Raw genomic sequence first — 16484 nt, 5'->3', positions numbered from 1 at the left:
TAAAAAAGATAAAGAAGTTATGCCAGGCGATGAGCCAGGTGCAGGAAATGGTGCAGAAGCAGGTAAACAAGATACTCCTGGTGCTAATGAAGATAAAAAAGATCAAAAAACTGAAAGTGGCAAAGAAAGTGGTGGAACACAAAGCGATAACTCAGGCGAAACACAACCTGCACCTGATGCTGGTTCAAAAGACGATGCAGCTAAACCAGTTTCAGTTAGTTTAGATACTGATGCTAATTTAACTAAAAAAGAGGATAAATACGAATTAGTTTTAAATGTTACAAACGCTAATGAAAAATATTTAGAAGTTGAACTAACTGAAATTCTAGCTGATGGACAAGATGGTTCTAAAGTAACATCAAAAGCAAAAGTTCATGCAGATAAAGTAACTGTTACTTTTGAAAGTCTAAAAGAAGGAACTAAATATAAAGTATCTTCACTTAAGCTTTATGATACAGATAAATCAACTACATCTACTAGTGTTGAAGTAAGTAAAGATTTATCTTCTAAAGAATTAAAAACTAATGATGTAGTTAAACCAATTGAAAAAAGCGAAGTTGAAGCTAATAAAGCAGAAACAAACAAAATAACTATTCAAAGTGTTAGATATGAATATAATGAACCTACAAAATACACATATATCATCTTTAGAGCAAAGACTTCAAAAGAATTCTTTGATAAAATTAAAGACAAACACTTTGATTTACAACTTAGAAAGAGTGATGGAAAAGTTCAGTCAGATGAAACTGATGGTTCAGGAATAAAACCTTATAAACTTAGCGAAGAGGGAGATAATGTACTATTCGAATTCTACCCAGCTTATCCATGAGGAAAAGGAGCTAATTTTATAGTTACTAAAGTCTCAGTAAAAGATGATCCACAAACAAATATTTTAGCTTCAGAATATGAAGTCAAGAGCCAAGAAACTGTTGCTTAACCCCACTAATTAACAACTAAAAATATAAACTGATCTTAACTTGCTAAATAATGATTTATTTAGTTGTGAGATCAGTTTTATATTTAGCGATTTAATCAATTATTAAATTAATGTATAATATTATATAAATTGATATTTAATAAGAAATGAGGAACAATATGGATCTTTGAAAAGACCAAGGTGAACAAGAGTTAAGTCCTAATGTAAGCAATAATCCTAACAAGTTGCCAAAGGCAACTGGTGGAGAAAAAGCTTTATATATCATTTTTTGAATTATGAGTGCATTCTTATTATGCATTCCAATGATTGTTTACTACTTTAGAACTAAAAACTACATCATTAATGAAAAGAATGAAATTAATGAAGCATCATCATCTATTCAAGTTAGCCAAGACAAACGTTTCGGTACTCTAACACAATTAGTTGAACAAGTAAAAAGCCACTACAAATTTGAACAATCTGTATTAGATCAAATTACTAAAAACCGTAATGTAGCTGCTCAAGCAAGCGACATTAATGAAAAACAACAAGCACTTGATGGTTTACAACAATTAATTAATGTTCAATTTGAACGTTACCCAGAATTAAAATCTGGTAACCATGTAATGGAATTAATGAGCCAATCAACTTACTTAGAATCTGAAATTGCAGCAGCAAGAAGAACATACAACAACCGTGCATCTAACTACAACGCAGCAATCTTTAATTTCCCTGTAGTTTGTGTTGCTGAAAAAGTTAATGCAATGCCAATGCCTATTTTTGCAGCAAGTAAAGAACGTCGTCAAGATGTTGATATGTCTTCACTTAGCAACTGATAAATATAACCATTATAAAGATTAAAAGAACTTAAGTGAAATGAACCCTAAAAGTTGGACAACCAACGAAAGGATTCATTTTTCATGAAATTAACATACAAAGATAAGTTAGAGATCTACTCTTTGTACAAAGAAAAAGATTTTTCATTTAATAAAATTGCAAAGAAATACAATTTAAACAGAACCGTTGTTTGATACATTATTCGGTTAATAGAAAGGCATGGAACTAAGATTGTTTATCGTTCTAGGAATAAAAAATATTCTAAAGAATTCAAAAAAGCAGCAATTGATCGTGTTTTGCTTAACGGTGAAACTTATGTAAGGGTATCGATAGAATTAGGATTATCTAATGTTGGTTTATTACACTCATGAATTAAATCTTTTCTTGAAAACGGGTATAATGTTGTAGAGAAAAAGAGGGGCCGTAAACCATATGAACAAAAAGCAAGAAAACAAGACGAACATCTCATTGAAGCAAGAAAATGAACTTTTACGAAAGCAGAATTTACGCCTTACCATAGAGAACGAATACTTAAAAAAATTAGATGCCTTAGTTCAGAAAAGAGAAAACCAACAAAAGAAGAAATAGCTCAAGCTATCACAGAACTAAGGCAAGAATTGTTATGTAGTTTGAGATTCATTTTAGAAGTAATTAATAGCAATCCAAATTGTCCAGGCATTTCAAGAAGTGATTATTATTACCACCTTAAAAAGGTAAGTAAGGATCTGAAAAACAAGGAAATAATGAGCCTTATCACTGAAATTTATTACCACCACAAAAAACGCTATGGATACCGTAGAATCACACTAGAATTAGCAAATAGAGGGATTTTAATTAATCATAAAAAAGTGAAACGTTTAATGAAACTAATGGGATTATTTGCTCTAACTCCTAAAGCTAAATATCGATCATACAAAGGCGATTTAAATGGGGTAGTGAAGAGTCATCTATTAATCAAGATTCAAGATCAAGTTGCTCATAAAACTTATTATCAACGAGATTTTTCAACCACTTCTTGTAATCAAAAATGAACAACTGATGTTACTGAATTTCGCATCACTAATAGCAAAGTATACTTATCACCAATTATGGATATGCACAATAGAGAAATTATTGCTTTTAATATTTCAACAAGCCCTAACTTTCAACAGACAGTTAAGATGATTGGTGAAGCTTTTCAAAAGTTTGAAGACTTAAGTGGGTTAATATTGCATTCAGATCAAGGCTGACAATATCAAATGCGCCAATACCGCCAAATGCTAGCTGAGAAAAATATTATTCAATCAATGTCGCGAAAAGGTAATTGTCTTGATAATTCGCCTATGGAAAATTTCTTCGGTAAACTAAAAAACGAAATGTTTTATGGTCATGAATCTGAATTTAAAACGGTTGAAGAATTAATCCAAGCTATAACAAACTACATTCATTACTATAATAACGAAAGAATACAAGTAAAATTAAAAGGATTGACTCCTGTACAATACAGGCATCAATCCTTATAACAATAGACAAGAATTAATTTGTCCAAAAAATCGGGTTCACTACAAAGGACCAAATCCCTAAGTTCTTTTTTGTTTATTGAATTAGATTTCTTTGTAGATATTAACTAAAGTAATCAATGCTTTAGTTATTTCTTCTTTAATAGCTTGTCTTTGGTTGTTCATTCGTGAAGCAACTATACAACTACTTAATTCTGTCCCTGATTCTTTTACATATCCATTTTTAATGCATTGTAAAATAAATTTTCTAGCTTCTTTTTCTTTTAGGTTATTATCACTAATTAATGAAGTTATTTCTTTTTCTTGTTCTAATTTAGCAAACTTATTAAATGCTTCAGCAATGTTTTCAGATTCAATACCTTCTTTAAAGTAATCAGTTTCTAAGAATCTAAGTAATAAATCTTTTTTAGGGCTTAAGTTTAAACTTGAACTTATTAAACTTTCTAATTCTTCAACAAACTGAACTCGATCATATTTTCGGTAGTATTCAATAATTTTTTGATAAATATAATGTAAGTTAATATCTTCTGATTTAATGATTTCAGTTTCAAACTTAATATCATCTCAGATAATTGGTTTTGTGTCTTTAGCTCTGATCTCTTTTGATATTTTGTTATAAATACTTTGTAAGTCTTGGAATCGACGCGTATTTTTAATATCATCTTCTTCTTTAAATTCGCTATAGTTGATTAATAAGTTTCTTACTCTTAAGAATTTATTGAAATGATTAATAAACTCTTTTTTCTCTTCATCACTAAGTTCACTAACATCAACTGGTCTACCAGTACAATATTGGTTTTGGATAATATTAACTATTTCATCATATTCAGGTTTAATTTCATTATAAGTACGCTCAACGATTGAGATTTGTTCATTATGTTTTTTACCAAATAATATAATTGCATTTTTTACATTTTCAGATAAATCTCTAAAACAAACAATATTACCACATTGTTTAACTGCATTTAAAATCCGGTTTGTTCTTGAGAACGCTTGGATTAGTCCGTGATATTGTAAGTTCTGATCAACATATAATGTGTTTAGTGTTGGTGAATCAAACCCTGTTAAGAACATCTTAACAACAATTAATAAATCAATTTCTTTATTCTTTAGTTTCTCAGATACATTTCGATAATAATTACTAGTTGCATCTTGGATATTGAAGTTAGTTTTAAACATCTCATTATAATCAGCTATTGCTCGTGCTAAAAACTCTTTTTGCGTTTCATTTGGTTCAGAATCAACACTTAATGGATTGTTTTCTACACTTTCATTTTCTTCATAACTAAAGATAGTAGCTATTTTTAATTTATCTTCATCATTTAAGTTTTGCATTTGAGCTTTAAATTCATCATAATACAACATTGCAGCTTCTGTTGAACTAACTGCAAAAATAGCATTAAATCCATTTAAATTCTTTTCTTTATGAATGAAGTTGTTACCTCTATGGCATTTCTTATTAATTGTATTAATTACATAATTTGTAATTTTACTGATTCTTTTAGGATGCATTAATAAGTCATTTTCAGCTTTAGCTAAACTCTTATCATTGATTTCTGCATGCTTTTTAATATCTTCTTCACTAAAATCATAATTAACATAATCAATTAAGAATCTAAGAACTTTTTTGTCTCGAATAGCATCTGTAATAATATAAGAATGTAACTCAAGTCCAAAGATTCTTTGTGTAGTAATTTTATTTTTTGAAGCATCTGTTTCAGCATTTTCTTCAAAAATTGGAGTTCCTGTAAAACCAAATCTAAAAGCTTTAGTGAATTTCTGAGCTATTGATCTTTGAAATTCACCAAATTGAGATCTATGGCATTCATCAAAAATCATTACACAACTCTTTTTGTAAATATTATGATTATCATTATTTTTAATGAAGTTATTTAACTTTTGAATAGTAGTAACAATGATTTTATCACTTGCTTTTTCAATGTTTTGTTTTAGTTTATATGTACTTGTACTATTATCAACACTACCTGGTGAAAATCTTTCATATTCCTTAATTGTTTGATCATCTAAATCTTTTCGATCAACTACAAAGAATACTTTATCAACAAAATCTAATCCTTTAGCAAGTCGTGCTGTTTTAAATGAAGTTAGTGTTTTTCCAGAACCTGTTGTATGTCAAATATAACCACCCTCTTGATTTTTAAGGTTATAACTTGTGTTAATCTTAAGTAAAATTCGCTCAGTTGCTGCAATTTGGTAAGGACGCATAATCAATAGTTCATCCCTACAATCAAAAACACAATACTTTGCTAATATTTCTAATATTGTTCTTTTTTGGAAAAAAGTTAAAGTAAAGTCTTCAATATCTGTAATGACTCTGTTTTTAGCATCAGCTCATTGCATAGTATATTGTTCATGACTTTTAATATTAGATTTAGTATTAGGAAAATATGAAGTCTCTGTTCCATTAGAAATAACAAAGATCTGAACTCATTTATATAATGATTTTTCTGAATTAAAACTTTCTTTTTTATATCGATCAATTTGATCAAATGCATCAAATAGGTTTTCACCTCTTCTTTTAAGTTCGATGTGAACAAGTGGTAAACCATTAACTAAAATTGATACATCATATATATTATTTCCAGATTTAACTTGATTAATAACTTGTAATTTATTATTGTTGATATTGTTTTTATCAAAAATAATTATGTTTTTTAATTCTTCACTATCAAATTCAAAGTCATCAACTACATTTTTATATTCGCCATCATTATGTAGTTTCTTAGCTTTTTCAACAAAAGTATCACTAGAACTATCTAAATACTCTAAAAGGAATCTTCTTCATTCATCATTATTAAAAGTAATATTATTAAGTCTTTGAATTTGATTTCTTAAATTAACAAATAAAGTGTCATAAAAATATTTGATTTCATCAAATTTAAGATCAGGGATACTTAATTCACTACTAGCTTTTGTTAATGATGGAAGCTCAGAAGAATCGTATTTTATATACTCATATCCTTGTTTTATTAAATCATTAATAAATTGTTGTTCTAGTTCTTTTTCACTTTGATAGCTTGTATTTGTATTATTGATGTATTCATATTCATCTAAGATAATACCTTTTGAATGTTCTAGAATTGGATTTGTCTTTTTCATAAGTTATTAACCTTTATTTCCATTAAACGATAAAAGTTGTTCTCTGTAATATTCGTATTGTTTTTGGCGAAGTTCTATTTCTTTTGGAAGACCTTGGGTAAGATCGTTGGTTAGAATGTTGAATTGATCAAGGATTGAAACAATATGGTTTTGGACTGATAGGGGTGGGATTGGAATTTGAATATTGTACACAACATTACTCATTAGCTTAGGATTACCAGATCCACCTGCAACGTGATTTTTGGCTTCGATTGATAAGTAATAGTAAAGAAATTTTAATAATAGTTCTGAGCTTTTCAAACTTATGATTCCACAAATATTAGTTATAGAAATTTACCTTCTCGATAAAATACTGTTCCAGCATAAGCTCCATCTGTAGTTCAGGTTATATAATCTCCATCAAAATCATAAGTATTAATACTGCCTATTTGACCGTTATTAAGTGTTTGTGATGAATAAACTGGATATATTCCCTTGTTCTCATCATTTCTAAGAAATTTCTTAGAAATAACTCTTCCTCTCTTTATCTCACAAACATCCCCTAATGTTCTAGATTTAACTTCAGTATTTTCCCCACAAAGCTCTAATGTCTTCTTAGTTAAGTATTCTTCACTAAGAAGAAAGTTTCTGTAGTAGTTATATTGTTTATTTCTTAGTAGTAATTCGGTAACATATTCTGTCAATTTGTCAAGTATTTTTACAACTTTTTCTTGTATTTCTAAAGACGGGATTGGGATTAAAGTGTTCTTAAAAGTTTCATTATCAAACTTTGGATATGAACCTGTTTCCTTATAAAAACTCTTTTCATTGTTGAAGATAAAATAATATAAAAACTTGTTGTTAAGATAGTTTTCATTTTTTGAACAGATTGTGATATTGTTTGATGAGATAAAATATCCTTCGTGGTATTTTATATTAGAATAACGTGCTCTCCCTAATGTTATTACAGCACCTTTATTAACAAGGTTATTAGCTTGTTCTAAAGTAGTTCCTCAATCATAGTTTTTTGAGCTGGGAAGAAGTTTAACATCACCTTTATATTGATTTAATTGTTCAATCTTTTTGGCATCAACTTGTTTAAATTTATTTAATAAACAAACTTTCCCCAATCTCTTCCACTTTACCTTCTCATTCTTAATCAACTCAAGTATATTCTCCATCAACTATCCCTACTTCTTATCCTTTAAAACCTTACACTTATAAACCGTTCCTATTTATTAAGATAATATATTAAATCCTTAAATAGTTAGTTTTATACATAACTAACATATAAACATTAAATAACCTTAGTAATAAATACTTCCTTTATTACTATATACGATTATTAATTAGTGATTTTGAAGTTGTTTAGTAATTTGATTAATTGCAACTCTTAAATCATCAATCTTCTTAATGATTTCATCAATTTGTTGATTTAATACTTCAATATCAATCTTTTCATTTGTATCTTCTTTTTCAACATAAGTTGATACAGAGAGATTATATCCATTTTCAACAATTTCATTTTCAGATACATTTCTACTAAAATGAGCAATATCTTCACGCTTGTTGTATGCATCGACAATCTTTAAAATATTTTCTTCAGATAGGATATTGTTATTAGTTTCTTTAACAAATTCATTTGATGCATCAATGAATAGTACATTATTATCTTTTTTGTTTTTAGCAAGTACAAGTACACAAGTAGCAATTGATGTACCAAAGAATAGGTTTGGCGGAAGTTGGATCACACAGTCAATTGCATTTACTTTAATTAAGTATTGACGGATCTTAAGTTCAGCATTTAAACGATAAAAGATTCCAGGGAAACATACAATTGCTGCAGTTCCTCTAGATGATAAGTAGTAATATGAATGTAAAATAAAAGCATAATCTGCATAAGATTTAGGAGCTAATACACCAGGGGGTGCAAATCTTAGGTCATTAGTTAAGGCTGGATTATTATCACCAATTCATTTAATTGAATAAGGTGGGTTTGAAACAATAACATCAAATGGTTTGTCATTGTTATGTAATGGATCTAATAAAGTATCACCACACTTAATTGAAAAATGGTCATAGTTAACATTATGTAAGAACATATTCATTCTTGCTAAGTTATATGTTGTTTGGTTAATTTCCTGACCAAAGAATCCTTGTTCAATTTGTTTGTTAAATTGTTTACTAACTTGTAAAAGTAATGATCCACTTCCACAAGTTGGGTCATAAACTTTATTAATTGTTTCTTTGTTTTGAACAGCTAATTTAGCTAATAATTTAGAAACACTTTGTGGGGTGAAAAACTCTCCTCCAGATTTTCCAGCATTTGATGCATAGTTTGAAATTAAAAACTCATATGCATCACCAAGTGTATCAATTTCATTGTCTTCTAAATTTTCATATTTAATATTAGCTATTCCTTTTAAGATCTTAGCTAATCTATCATTCTTTTGACTAACAGTATGACCAAGACGGTTTGATGTTGTATCAATATCATCAAACAATCCTTTTATATTACTTTCAGAAGGGTGACCAATTGCACTTTTTTCAATGTTTTTAAAGATCGTATCTAAATCAACATTTAAATTTTGATTTTTTTCTGCTTCTTTAGCAACATTACAAAACAATTCACTTGGTTTAATAAAGAATCCTTTTTCATCAACTGTTCCTGGTTCAAATAATTCTTTAGCTTGTTCATCTGATATGTTTGCATAATTAAAATCTAAATTACCTGCAGCATGTTCAGCTTTATTAAAATATGTGGTAATGTTTTCTGAAATAAATCGATAGAATAAGATCCCTAATACATATTGTTTAAAGTCTCACCCATCAACAGCTCCTCTTACTTCATCTGCAATTGCTCAGATGTTTTTATGTAGTTCATCACGTTGTGCTGATCCAATACTATTAGTTGAACTATTAGTATTTGAATTAGTAGCATTGTTATTACTATTATTCATTCTTAACCTTCTTAATAAAAGATAATGTAATACTTAATTATATAATAAAAGCAATTTGATATGGTTTTATAGTTGCTTTTGGCTTAGCTTATAAAGCTAAATTAAATCATTTGTTAATTAATCAATTGATTTAGTATTTGAAAAGCTTTTTGATCTTTTAGTGATTTTCTGTATTCTTATTTATAACTTGCTTATATTTTAAGAATTAATAAATCTATGTTTAACTTTCATCTAACCTTATATTTTTCTAATAGCATAATATAAATAAAGTTGTTATTATGTTATAATTTAACATATGTAAAATACGCATATTAAAAGTTAGGACTATTAAAAAATGAAATTTAATTATAATGGATTGTGGAAGTTGCTCATAGATAAAAATATGATTAAGAAGGATTTAATGGAAAAAACAGGGATTTCTCCATCAACAGTTGCAAAAATGTCAAAAGGTGAACCAGTTAATATGGAAATCTTATGAAAAATTTGTAATGAATTAAAATCAGATATTGGTGATCTAGTTGGGATTGATAGAAGTGTTAAGGAAGATAGATAAATGGCGTTTACAATTGATGTAGATGAAGAAAAATGAAGTAAAAAAAATCTTAGAAACTCTTCTTATTGATAGAACTACTAATAGCAATATCATATGGGGAACAAATGATTATGAATATATAGGAAAAGAGTATGGATCACATTTTCCTATTCTTTTTGATCTAATTACTGGAGAAAATCGCAATCTTATTCAACCAAGAATATTAAAAACTAAGCAAAATCAAAACAAGCGAACTAAACAAAAAGCAGAGGTCTTTACCCCTAGTTGAGTATGTAATATTCAAAATAATTTAGTAGATAAAGCGTGATTTGATAGAGAAAAAGTTTTCAATATTGAAAAAGAAAAAACTTGAGAAACTATCACTGAAAGAATACAGTTCCCAAAAGGAAAAACATGAAAACAGTATGTTAATGAAAACATACTTGAAATAACATGTGGAGAAGCTCCATATTTAGCAAGTCGTTATGATGCTATTAGTGGTGTACCTATTGAATTAAATAACAGAATTGGTATACTTGATCGAAAAATGAGAATTGTTAATGAAAATGCAAAAACTAATCAAGAATGGCTTGAATGAACTGAAAATGCTTTTAAAAGTACTTACGGTTTTGAATTTCAAGGAGATAGTTTACTTATAGCAAGAGCAAATCTTTTAGCATCTTATTGTGACTATTATGAAGCAAGATTTAAAAGAGAGCCAAATGAAAACGAGTTATTAAATATCGCAATTATAATTTCATGAAATTTATGACAAATGGATGGTTTAACTTTTGCAATTCCCTATCAAAAAGTTGCTGAATCAAAATTACAACTTATCCTTTTGAAATTAAAAGAAAATAAAAATCAAGATGGTTTCTGCGTTATAAAAGACTGAAAAGAAGAAAAAAATGTTTTCTTCAAAGATATACTAGCTAAAAGAAGTGAGGCAAATGAAGAAAAATAAGATCGTAGATTTAGATACACTAGATAACATTATTGTTGGTCGCATACAACCACACATCTACGCTTTTAGTACAAATACAGTCCCAAATTATTTAAAGGTTGGTGATACATTTAGATCTGTAACAAAAAGATTAAATGAATGAAGAGAGTATTTTCCTGAACTTAAGAAACAATACGAAAACAAAGCCATCATAAATGAAGAAACATATTTTAGAGATTATGCTATTAACCAATTTCTGAAAATGATTTAAATAAGAAAAGATTAAAGCAAAGCGATTTAGAAGATGGCATCTACTACAGTAAAGAGTTTTTAAAGAAACAGAAATAGAAGACATTAATAGTCCAATTGAAGATATAAAAAAGTAGATTATGCAAGGATTAATGACTTAATTAAACAAGATAAATTATTTAGTAAGATTAGTCTTGATGATAAAGTGAATGTAGGTGAGACTAAAGTGAATTTTACAGCTATAGTTGGCAATCCACCATATCAAAAAAATAACTCTTTAAGAAACAGAGATGATTCAATATACAATTTGTTTATGGAATTAGGTTTTTTTACTTCTAATATATGTATTTTTATTACCCCAGCAAGATTTTTAAATAATGTAGGTTCAACACCTAGTAATTGGAATAATAAAATATTGAATGGTCAACATTTCAGGGTTGAAAAATATGCTGTTAAATCTACAGATGTTTTTGAAAATGTAGATATAAAAAGGAGGGGTTGCTATAACCACTCGAAATAAAAACCTTATTTATAAGCCAATAGAAATGTTTATTTCAAGTAATATACTAAGAAAAATATACAAGAAAGTTAAACTGAAAAGTAATAATTTTAAATATAATATTAGTTCTCTTATGTATGTTCAAAATAAATTCAATCTTAAAAAGATTTTTGAAGATTTTTCTGAATTAGAGAGTGTTATAAAAAAAGAAAAAAGAATTACATCATCAGCATTTAAAGAATATATACAATTATTTAAAAAGCATAAATTCACTAATGCAGTTCAAATATATGGAAGAATTTCAAACGAAAGATCATATATGTGGATAGATAAAAAGTATCTTGAACCGCATAATAATTTTGAATTTTATAAGGTTTTTGTTCTTGCAGCAAATGGAAGTGGTGCATTAGGAGAAGTCTTATCTACACCTGTGATTGGGCATCCGGCAATTGGGTATCCTGTGATTGGATACACCCAAACATTTATTTCACTTGGTAGATTTGAAAATGAAAATGAAGCAAATGCATTATTGAAATATATAAAAACAAAATTTGCAAGATTGATGTTGGGCTTAAAGAAGGTTGCTCAAAATAATAAAACAAAAGAAACCTGATCTAAGATTCCTATGCAAGATTTTACAGATAATTCAGACATAGACTGATCAAAATCAATAAATGAAATTGATCAACAACTATTTGATAAGTACGGTTTATCAAAAGAAGAAAGAGAATATATAAAATCTTCAATTAAGGATATGTAATAAGATATAATCATTGACTTAGTCATTGAATTTATTACTTATCTTGATTAACCTATATTTCGTTATAAACGATAAATAAAATGAATTCAATCTCTTTTCAGATTATATAAAACATAAGCATAAGCTACTTAAACATAGATGCAATTATAAGATGTTATAGTTGTGTCTGTGTTTTTTATCTTTATGTAATTTTTCTTAAAATCTAATCTATTAAGCTTCCTACGTTTCCCACTTAAGTATAAAAATAAAGATAAATCTGTTTTATAAAAAATAAGCCCAAGTGTAAACTACACTTGAACTTACTTTAATGATTTTATTATTTCTTCTTATTTTTTAACTAAAACAATAATTAAGAAGATTGGAGCAATAATTAATGGAGTCATAATTGGAGCATGGAATAGATATGGTGTTAATGTTCCTATTATATTATTTAAAATAAAGTGACTAAATAAAAGAAATAGTGAAGTAATTAAACCACTAAACAAAGCACCATTTCTTAGCTTATTACCAAAGATTAAATAAGCAATGTTCCCAGATGCAATTGCTAAGAATAAGATATTACCTGCTAAGATGTAAGCAATTGCAGTTAATATACTTGCAATTGCAATTAATTCAAAATTTATTAATTTAACCTTTAGCCCTAATTGTTTAGCAACATTAATTTCATTTAACACAATTTGGTAATGAAATGATCGAATCAATCATCACACAAGACAAATACTAAATAAGCTTCCAGCTAAGATTCATTCTAGATCTGATCTTTTTCCAAAACTTGCAATTAACCGATCATCTAAGAAGTTAACTGCTGTTAATGATAATCTAGCTCTTAAACTAATAGCTATTGTAATACTAATAAAGTTTAAGAAGATCCCACAAACTATTAATTTATTACTACTAAAGTTATTTCTTGTTTTAGCAAAGTAATATAAACAAAGTCCAGCTACTAAACTACAAAAAACAAAAATAAATGGTAAAGTATCTAAAAATCTAATAGTTGATCCTTTAGCATCAAAATTAAAGGTTAAACCTAATCCTAATAAACCAATTAAACAAACATTACCAATTCCAAGTGATGATGTATCAATTAATCGGTTTCTTGTGATTCTTTGGATTAAATACCCACTAATCCCTAAACAAAAACCAGTTACTATAATTTGTACTACTGTTATTGAATAAACTCTAAAAACAGTTTTAGCATCTGCGCTTACAACTCCTTTTGCTGTTGTAAACATAATTAAGAATGAAAATAAGATTACTAAAACAATAGTTACTATTCAATAAACTAGTTTATTTTGTTTATAAAAACTAACAAAGCGTTGTTTTAAATATCCATTATTAATAATTTCTTTAGTTTTATTATTTGATCAATTTAGTTTCATATCCTAAGTTCGCTTTCGCATCATAAATAATAAAACTACAAAAGCAATAATAGCTATTAATAAGTTAGTACTAAAATTATGATTAATTGAAATAAATAATGATGTTTGATTTAAAGCTAAAGAGAAGATAATACAAACACAAAAAACAAATAATGGATCATGTCGATCAAAGAAGACTTTAACAATGTTAGGAATAATTAATCCTAACAAGAAAACAGGACTTGAGATTGTAATTGTACTAATACATAAAATTGCTGTAGTAACTGCTACTGTTCAATAAACAGCTTTAGTGTTAATTCCCAAGGTTTTAGCTAAAATAAAGTCCTTTTGCATAATTTTAAGCTTAGGGCTTAAAATAAAGAAAACTAGTGTACAAGCTAAAATTAATGGAGCTGATACATATAATTTCTCTCATTCAAAAGCATTAGCTAACTCTCCTGTTCAAATTACAGAAGTATTAACTAAGTTTGGTTTAAGAATAGAGATTAGTACACCAATTGTAGAAATTAATGCAGAAATTGCAAACCCAATTAATACTGGTTTAAATTTATTATTTGTTGAATCTGTATGTTGTAATACTAATTTAATAAGGATTACAAAACTAGAGAAAATAAATCCAAAAACATAGGTTAAATAGAAATTAGTTGGATTAATTGCAAGTGTGCAAATATAAGCTAGAATTGATGCAGGTACATATCCAAGAGTAGATGGAGAAGATAGTTTATTCTGGGTTGTAATCTGAATTGCATACCCAGCAATTGGAATTGAAATTGATACTAAGATCTTAGCAATTGGTGAGAATAAATAGATTCTTAAACTTTCACTAGTTTTAGTAATATCAGATCAAGCTCGAAAATACTTAGTAACTAGAATTGGATTATCTGCTTCATCAAATACGATTTCATTTTTATCATCTAAAAGAAAACTAGTTTCTTTTTTATAGAAGATATTAAAAGCAAACATAATAGCAGCTAAAGCTAATAGTAAAAAACAAATGATCGAAATCGATCACTTTGTTCTTAATACAATTCTAAAGCGATTTTTAAACTCACAAAAACGATTATAAAAACTAGGTTTGGTTTTTGTAATTAATTCGTTATAGACCATTGTTTAATAGTATGTTATTTAGTTTGATTTTTTTAAATGTTTAGGTTCTAAATGTTGTGGTTTATCTGTTCCTAATTTAGGTAAACCAAGATCAACATTACCTTTACCATTCTTTTCTTTTACTCAGTTATCTAAGTAATCAACAACTACTTTTTGACCTAAGAATCCATAGCTTCCATCATATCAGTCGTCTTTACGAACTATAAAGAAGTTCTTACCAACTTTTGGTTTTTCTTTAAGAATCTTAGTTGGGTTGAATTGTTTTCATTCAGTATCAGATAAACCGTCAATGTAATCAGTTAAAGCTTTTTCAAAAGCTTTTACTTTATCTTCAGTAGCTTCTGTTCCATCAAATCCTTCGATCATATATTGGTTATATGTATAAATTACTTTATCAGTTGTGTTTTCAAAAGCATTAGCTAAGTTTGGAGCAACTTGTTTACTTGATGTATCTTTAGTTGATGGTTCAACAAGAGTTTTTCCACCAATTCAACCATAGTCATCAACATATTTAGACATAGTGTCAAGATCTTTTTTAGGTGTTGGGAACTTAGCACCTAATCCTGGTACAAATTCGTGATCAATTGATCCATATACTCATGGGTGATATACTGGTTGAACATAGAATACATTACCAAGATTGTATTTATTAGTTTCATTAGTTATATCGTTTGTAAAGATAATTCCTGATCCAGCTTGTGGGTTTGGCATCATCACAACAACAGATTTATCTTTTCATTGTTGGTTTTTTCTTGTTCATTCTCTTGTTTTAACAATTGCGGTTTCTGCAGCTTTTTTAGCATATGCTTCAAAAGAAGTAAATCCAGTTTGTCCATCAATTGTTGCTTTATTAACTGGTTCAAATTTAGAAGCATCATAAACTTTATCTAGCATTTGACCAGTGTAAATTAAACCATAGTTAGGTGAAACTAAATAGTTTGGGTTACCAGCGTGTGAATCATCTGTTTCGTGTAAATATTTGTTTGCTTTATCATCAAACATAAATGCTGGTTTGTGAGCTCATGGATATTTAGATGGTAAACCAGATGAACGAGATTGAGCAACAACAGCTCCAATAGTTTTATCTTCTGCTAATTTCTTATATCTAGCTTCTACATTAGATTCTGTAGTAAATAAAACACCAATTTTCTTTTCTACAATTGTTTGAATTCCTTGTTCATTAATACGACCAACTCATCCTTCAGTCATTGATGAATCATAATACTTGTTTAAATAGTGAGGAACAACTACATTTGTTCCCTTACTTGAATCTGCACTTCCTGATCCTTGTCATTTAAAGTGAGATAAATGCGGTGCAATCCCAAATGAGTAAGCAGCATCTGATTGTTCTAAACTTCCTGAAGTTCGATCAAGAGCTACATTTGGTTTTTGAGTAATAATATTTACATAATCAGGGTTAACTGATTTTTGAGTTGCAGCATAACTTAATGCTTTATCTTTTCATTCAGCTTGTTTTTGTTCAGTTGTTAAATTACTCTTTTTAACTTTTTTAGTTCCAGATTGAGTTCCAGTTCCAGGTTGAGTGCTTCCGCCACCTTTTGATTCATTATTACAGCTTGCAGCAATTGCACTTACTACAGCTGCACTTATTAATAAACTACTACCTAAAAGTAATAATTTATGAACTTTTTTAAACTTTGACATACTATATTTCCTATCCTATATATTGATTTAAGAAATCAT

General features: G+C 28.0%; 15 protein-coding genes. 8 read left to right on the top strand and 7 right to left on the bottom strand.

The window, feature by feature from the left end; all coding sequences use genetic code 4:
- Positions 1-19: 19 nt before the first annotated feature.
- From JM47_RS01165 to JM47_RS01155, 3 genes are all read left to right on the top strand, one after another.
- On the top strand, positions 20-937 hold the full coding sequence (locus tag JM47_RS01165) for a hypothetical protein (protein ID WP_208895163.1): 918 nt from the start codon (positions 20-22) through the stop codon (positions 935-937).
- Positions 938-1095: 158 nt separating this feature from the next.
- A complete protein-coding gene (locus JM47_RS01160; protein ID WP_038101587.1) occupies positions 1096-1755 on the top strand; it encodes a LemA family protein in 660 nt (219 codons plus the stop codon).
- A gap of 81 nt (positions 1756-1836) precedes the next feature.
- Positions 1837-3255 carry an IS3 family transposase gene (locus JM47_RS01155; RefSeq protein ID WP_318023472.1) on the top strand — a complete coding sequence of 473 codons (1419 nt, stop codon included), beginning with the start codon at positions 1837-1839 and terminating at the stop codon, positions 3253-3255.
- 81 nt (positions 3256-3336) lie between these two features.
- On the opposite strand, the gene JM47_RS01150 is transcribed toward JM47_RS01155, so the two are convergent.
- The 4 genes from JM47_RS01150 to JM47_RS01135 all read right to left on the bottom strand — a co-directional run bounded on the left by JM47_RS01150 (position 3337) and on the right by JM47_RS01135 (position 9311).
- Entirely contained in the window at positions 3337-6372 is a 3036-nt protein-coding gene (locus tag JM47_RS01150) for a type I restriction endonuclease subunit R (RefSeq protein ID WP_208895162.1), read from the bottom strand.
- A 6-nt stretch (positions 6373-6378) separates the two neighbouring features.
- The gene (locus JM47_RS03990; protein WP_222702333.1) at positions 6379-6672 is read right to left on the bottom strand and encodes a restriction endonuclease subunit S; all 294 of its coding nucleotides are present in this window, start codon (positions 6670-6672) and stop codon (positions 6379-6381) included.
- 23 nt (positions 6673-6695) lie between these two features.
- A complete protein-coding gene (locus JM47_RS03865; RefSeq protein WP_222702332.1) occupies positions 6696-7532 on the bottom strand; it encodes a restriction endonuclease subunit S in 837 nt (278 codons plus the stop codon).
- A 168-nt stretch (positions 7533-7700) separates the two neighbouring features.
- Positions 7701-9311, bottom strand: coding sequence for a type I restriction-modification system subunit M (locus JM47_RS01135; protein ID WP_208895161.1), 1611 nt, complete (start codon positions 9309-9311; stop codon positions 7701-7703).
- A 334-nt stretch (positions 9312-9645) separates the two neighbouring features.
- Between JM47_RS01135 and JM47_RS01130 the strand changes: the two genes are divergently transcribed.
- The 5 genes from JM47_RS01130 to JM47_RS01110 all read left to right on the top strand — a co-directional run bounded on the left by JM47_RS01130 (position 9646) and on the right by JM47_RS01110 (position 12294).
- A complete protein-coding gene (locus JM47_RS01130) occupies positions 9646-9864 on the top strand; it encodes a helix-turn-helix domain-containing protein (protein ID WP_038102240.1) in 219 nt (72 codons plus the stop codon).
- A gap of 22 nt (positions 9865-9886) precedes the next feature.
- On the top strand, positions 9887-10807 hold the full coding sequence (locus tag JM47_RS01125) for a hypothetical protein (protein WP_222702331.1): 921 nt from the start codon (positions 9887-9889) through the stop codon (positions 10805-10807).
- Positions 10794-11057, top strand: coding sequence for a hypothetical protein (locus JM47_RS01120; protein ID WP_208895160.1), 264 nt, complete (start codon positions 10794-10796; stop codon positions 11055-11057). The genes JM47_RS01125 and JM47_RS01120 overlap by 14 nt, the downstream gene beginning before the upstream one ends.
- A gap of 126 nt (positions 11058-11183) precedes the next feature.
- Complete coding sequence (locus tag JM47_RS01115; RefSeq protein WP_408645521.1) at positions 11184-11555, top strand: Eco57I restriction-modification methylase domain-containing protein; 372 nt, start codon at positions 11184-11186, stop codon at positions 11553-11555.
- A gap of 112 nt (positions 11556-11667) precedes the next feature.
- Positions 11668-12294 (top strand): hypothetical protein, encoded by a 627-nt coding sequence (locus JM47_RS01110; RefSeq protein ID WP_208895158.1) that lies wholly within the window; start codon positions 11668-11670, stop codon positions 12292-12294.
- A 326-nt stretch (positions 12295-12620) separates the two neighbouring features.
- Here the strand turns inward: JM47_RS01110 and JM47_RS01105 are convergent, their stop codons facing one another.
- Genes JM47_RS01105 through JM47_RS01095 form a run of 3 tightly spaced genes read right to left on the bottom strand, consistent with a single transcriptional unit; the run spans position 12621 to position 16445 of the window.
- Positions 12621-13673, bottom strand: a complete 1053-nt coding sequence (locus JM47_RS01105) for an iron ABC transporter permease (RefSeq protein WP_208895157.1) — start codon at positions 13671-13673, stop codon at positions 12621-12623.
- A 3-nt stretch (positions 13674-13676) separates the two neighbouring features.
- Positions 13677-14780 carry an iron chelate uptake ABC transporter family permease subunit gene (locus JM47_RS01100; protein WP_208895156.1) on the bottom strand — a complete coding sequence of 368 codons (1104 nt, stop codon included), beginning with the start codon at positions 14778-14780 and terminating at the stop codon, positions 13677-13679.
- Between the two features lie 18 nt (positions 14781-14798).
- On the bottom strand, positions 14799-16445 hold the full coding sequence (locus JM47_RS01095; RefSeq protein WP_208895155.1) for a Vmc-like lipoprotein signal peptide domain-containing protein: 1647 nt from the start codon (positions 16443-16445) through the stop codon (positions 14799-14801).
- Positions 16446-16484: the final 39 nt, after the last annotated feature.

This window comes from Ureaplasma diversum, assembly GCF_000941095.1.
Taxonomy (GTDB): domain Bacteria; phylum Bacillota_I; class Bacilli_A; order Mycoplasmatales; family Mycoplasmoidaceae; genus Ureaplasma; species Ureaplasma diversum.
This window is presented reverse-complemented; position numbering and strand designations above follow the sequence as displayed.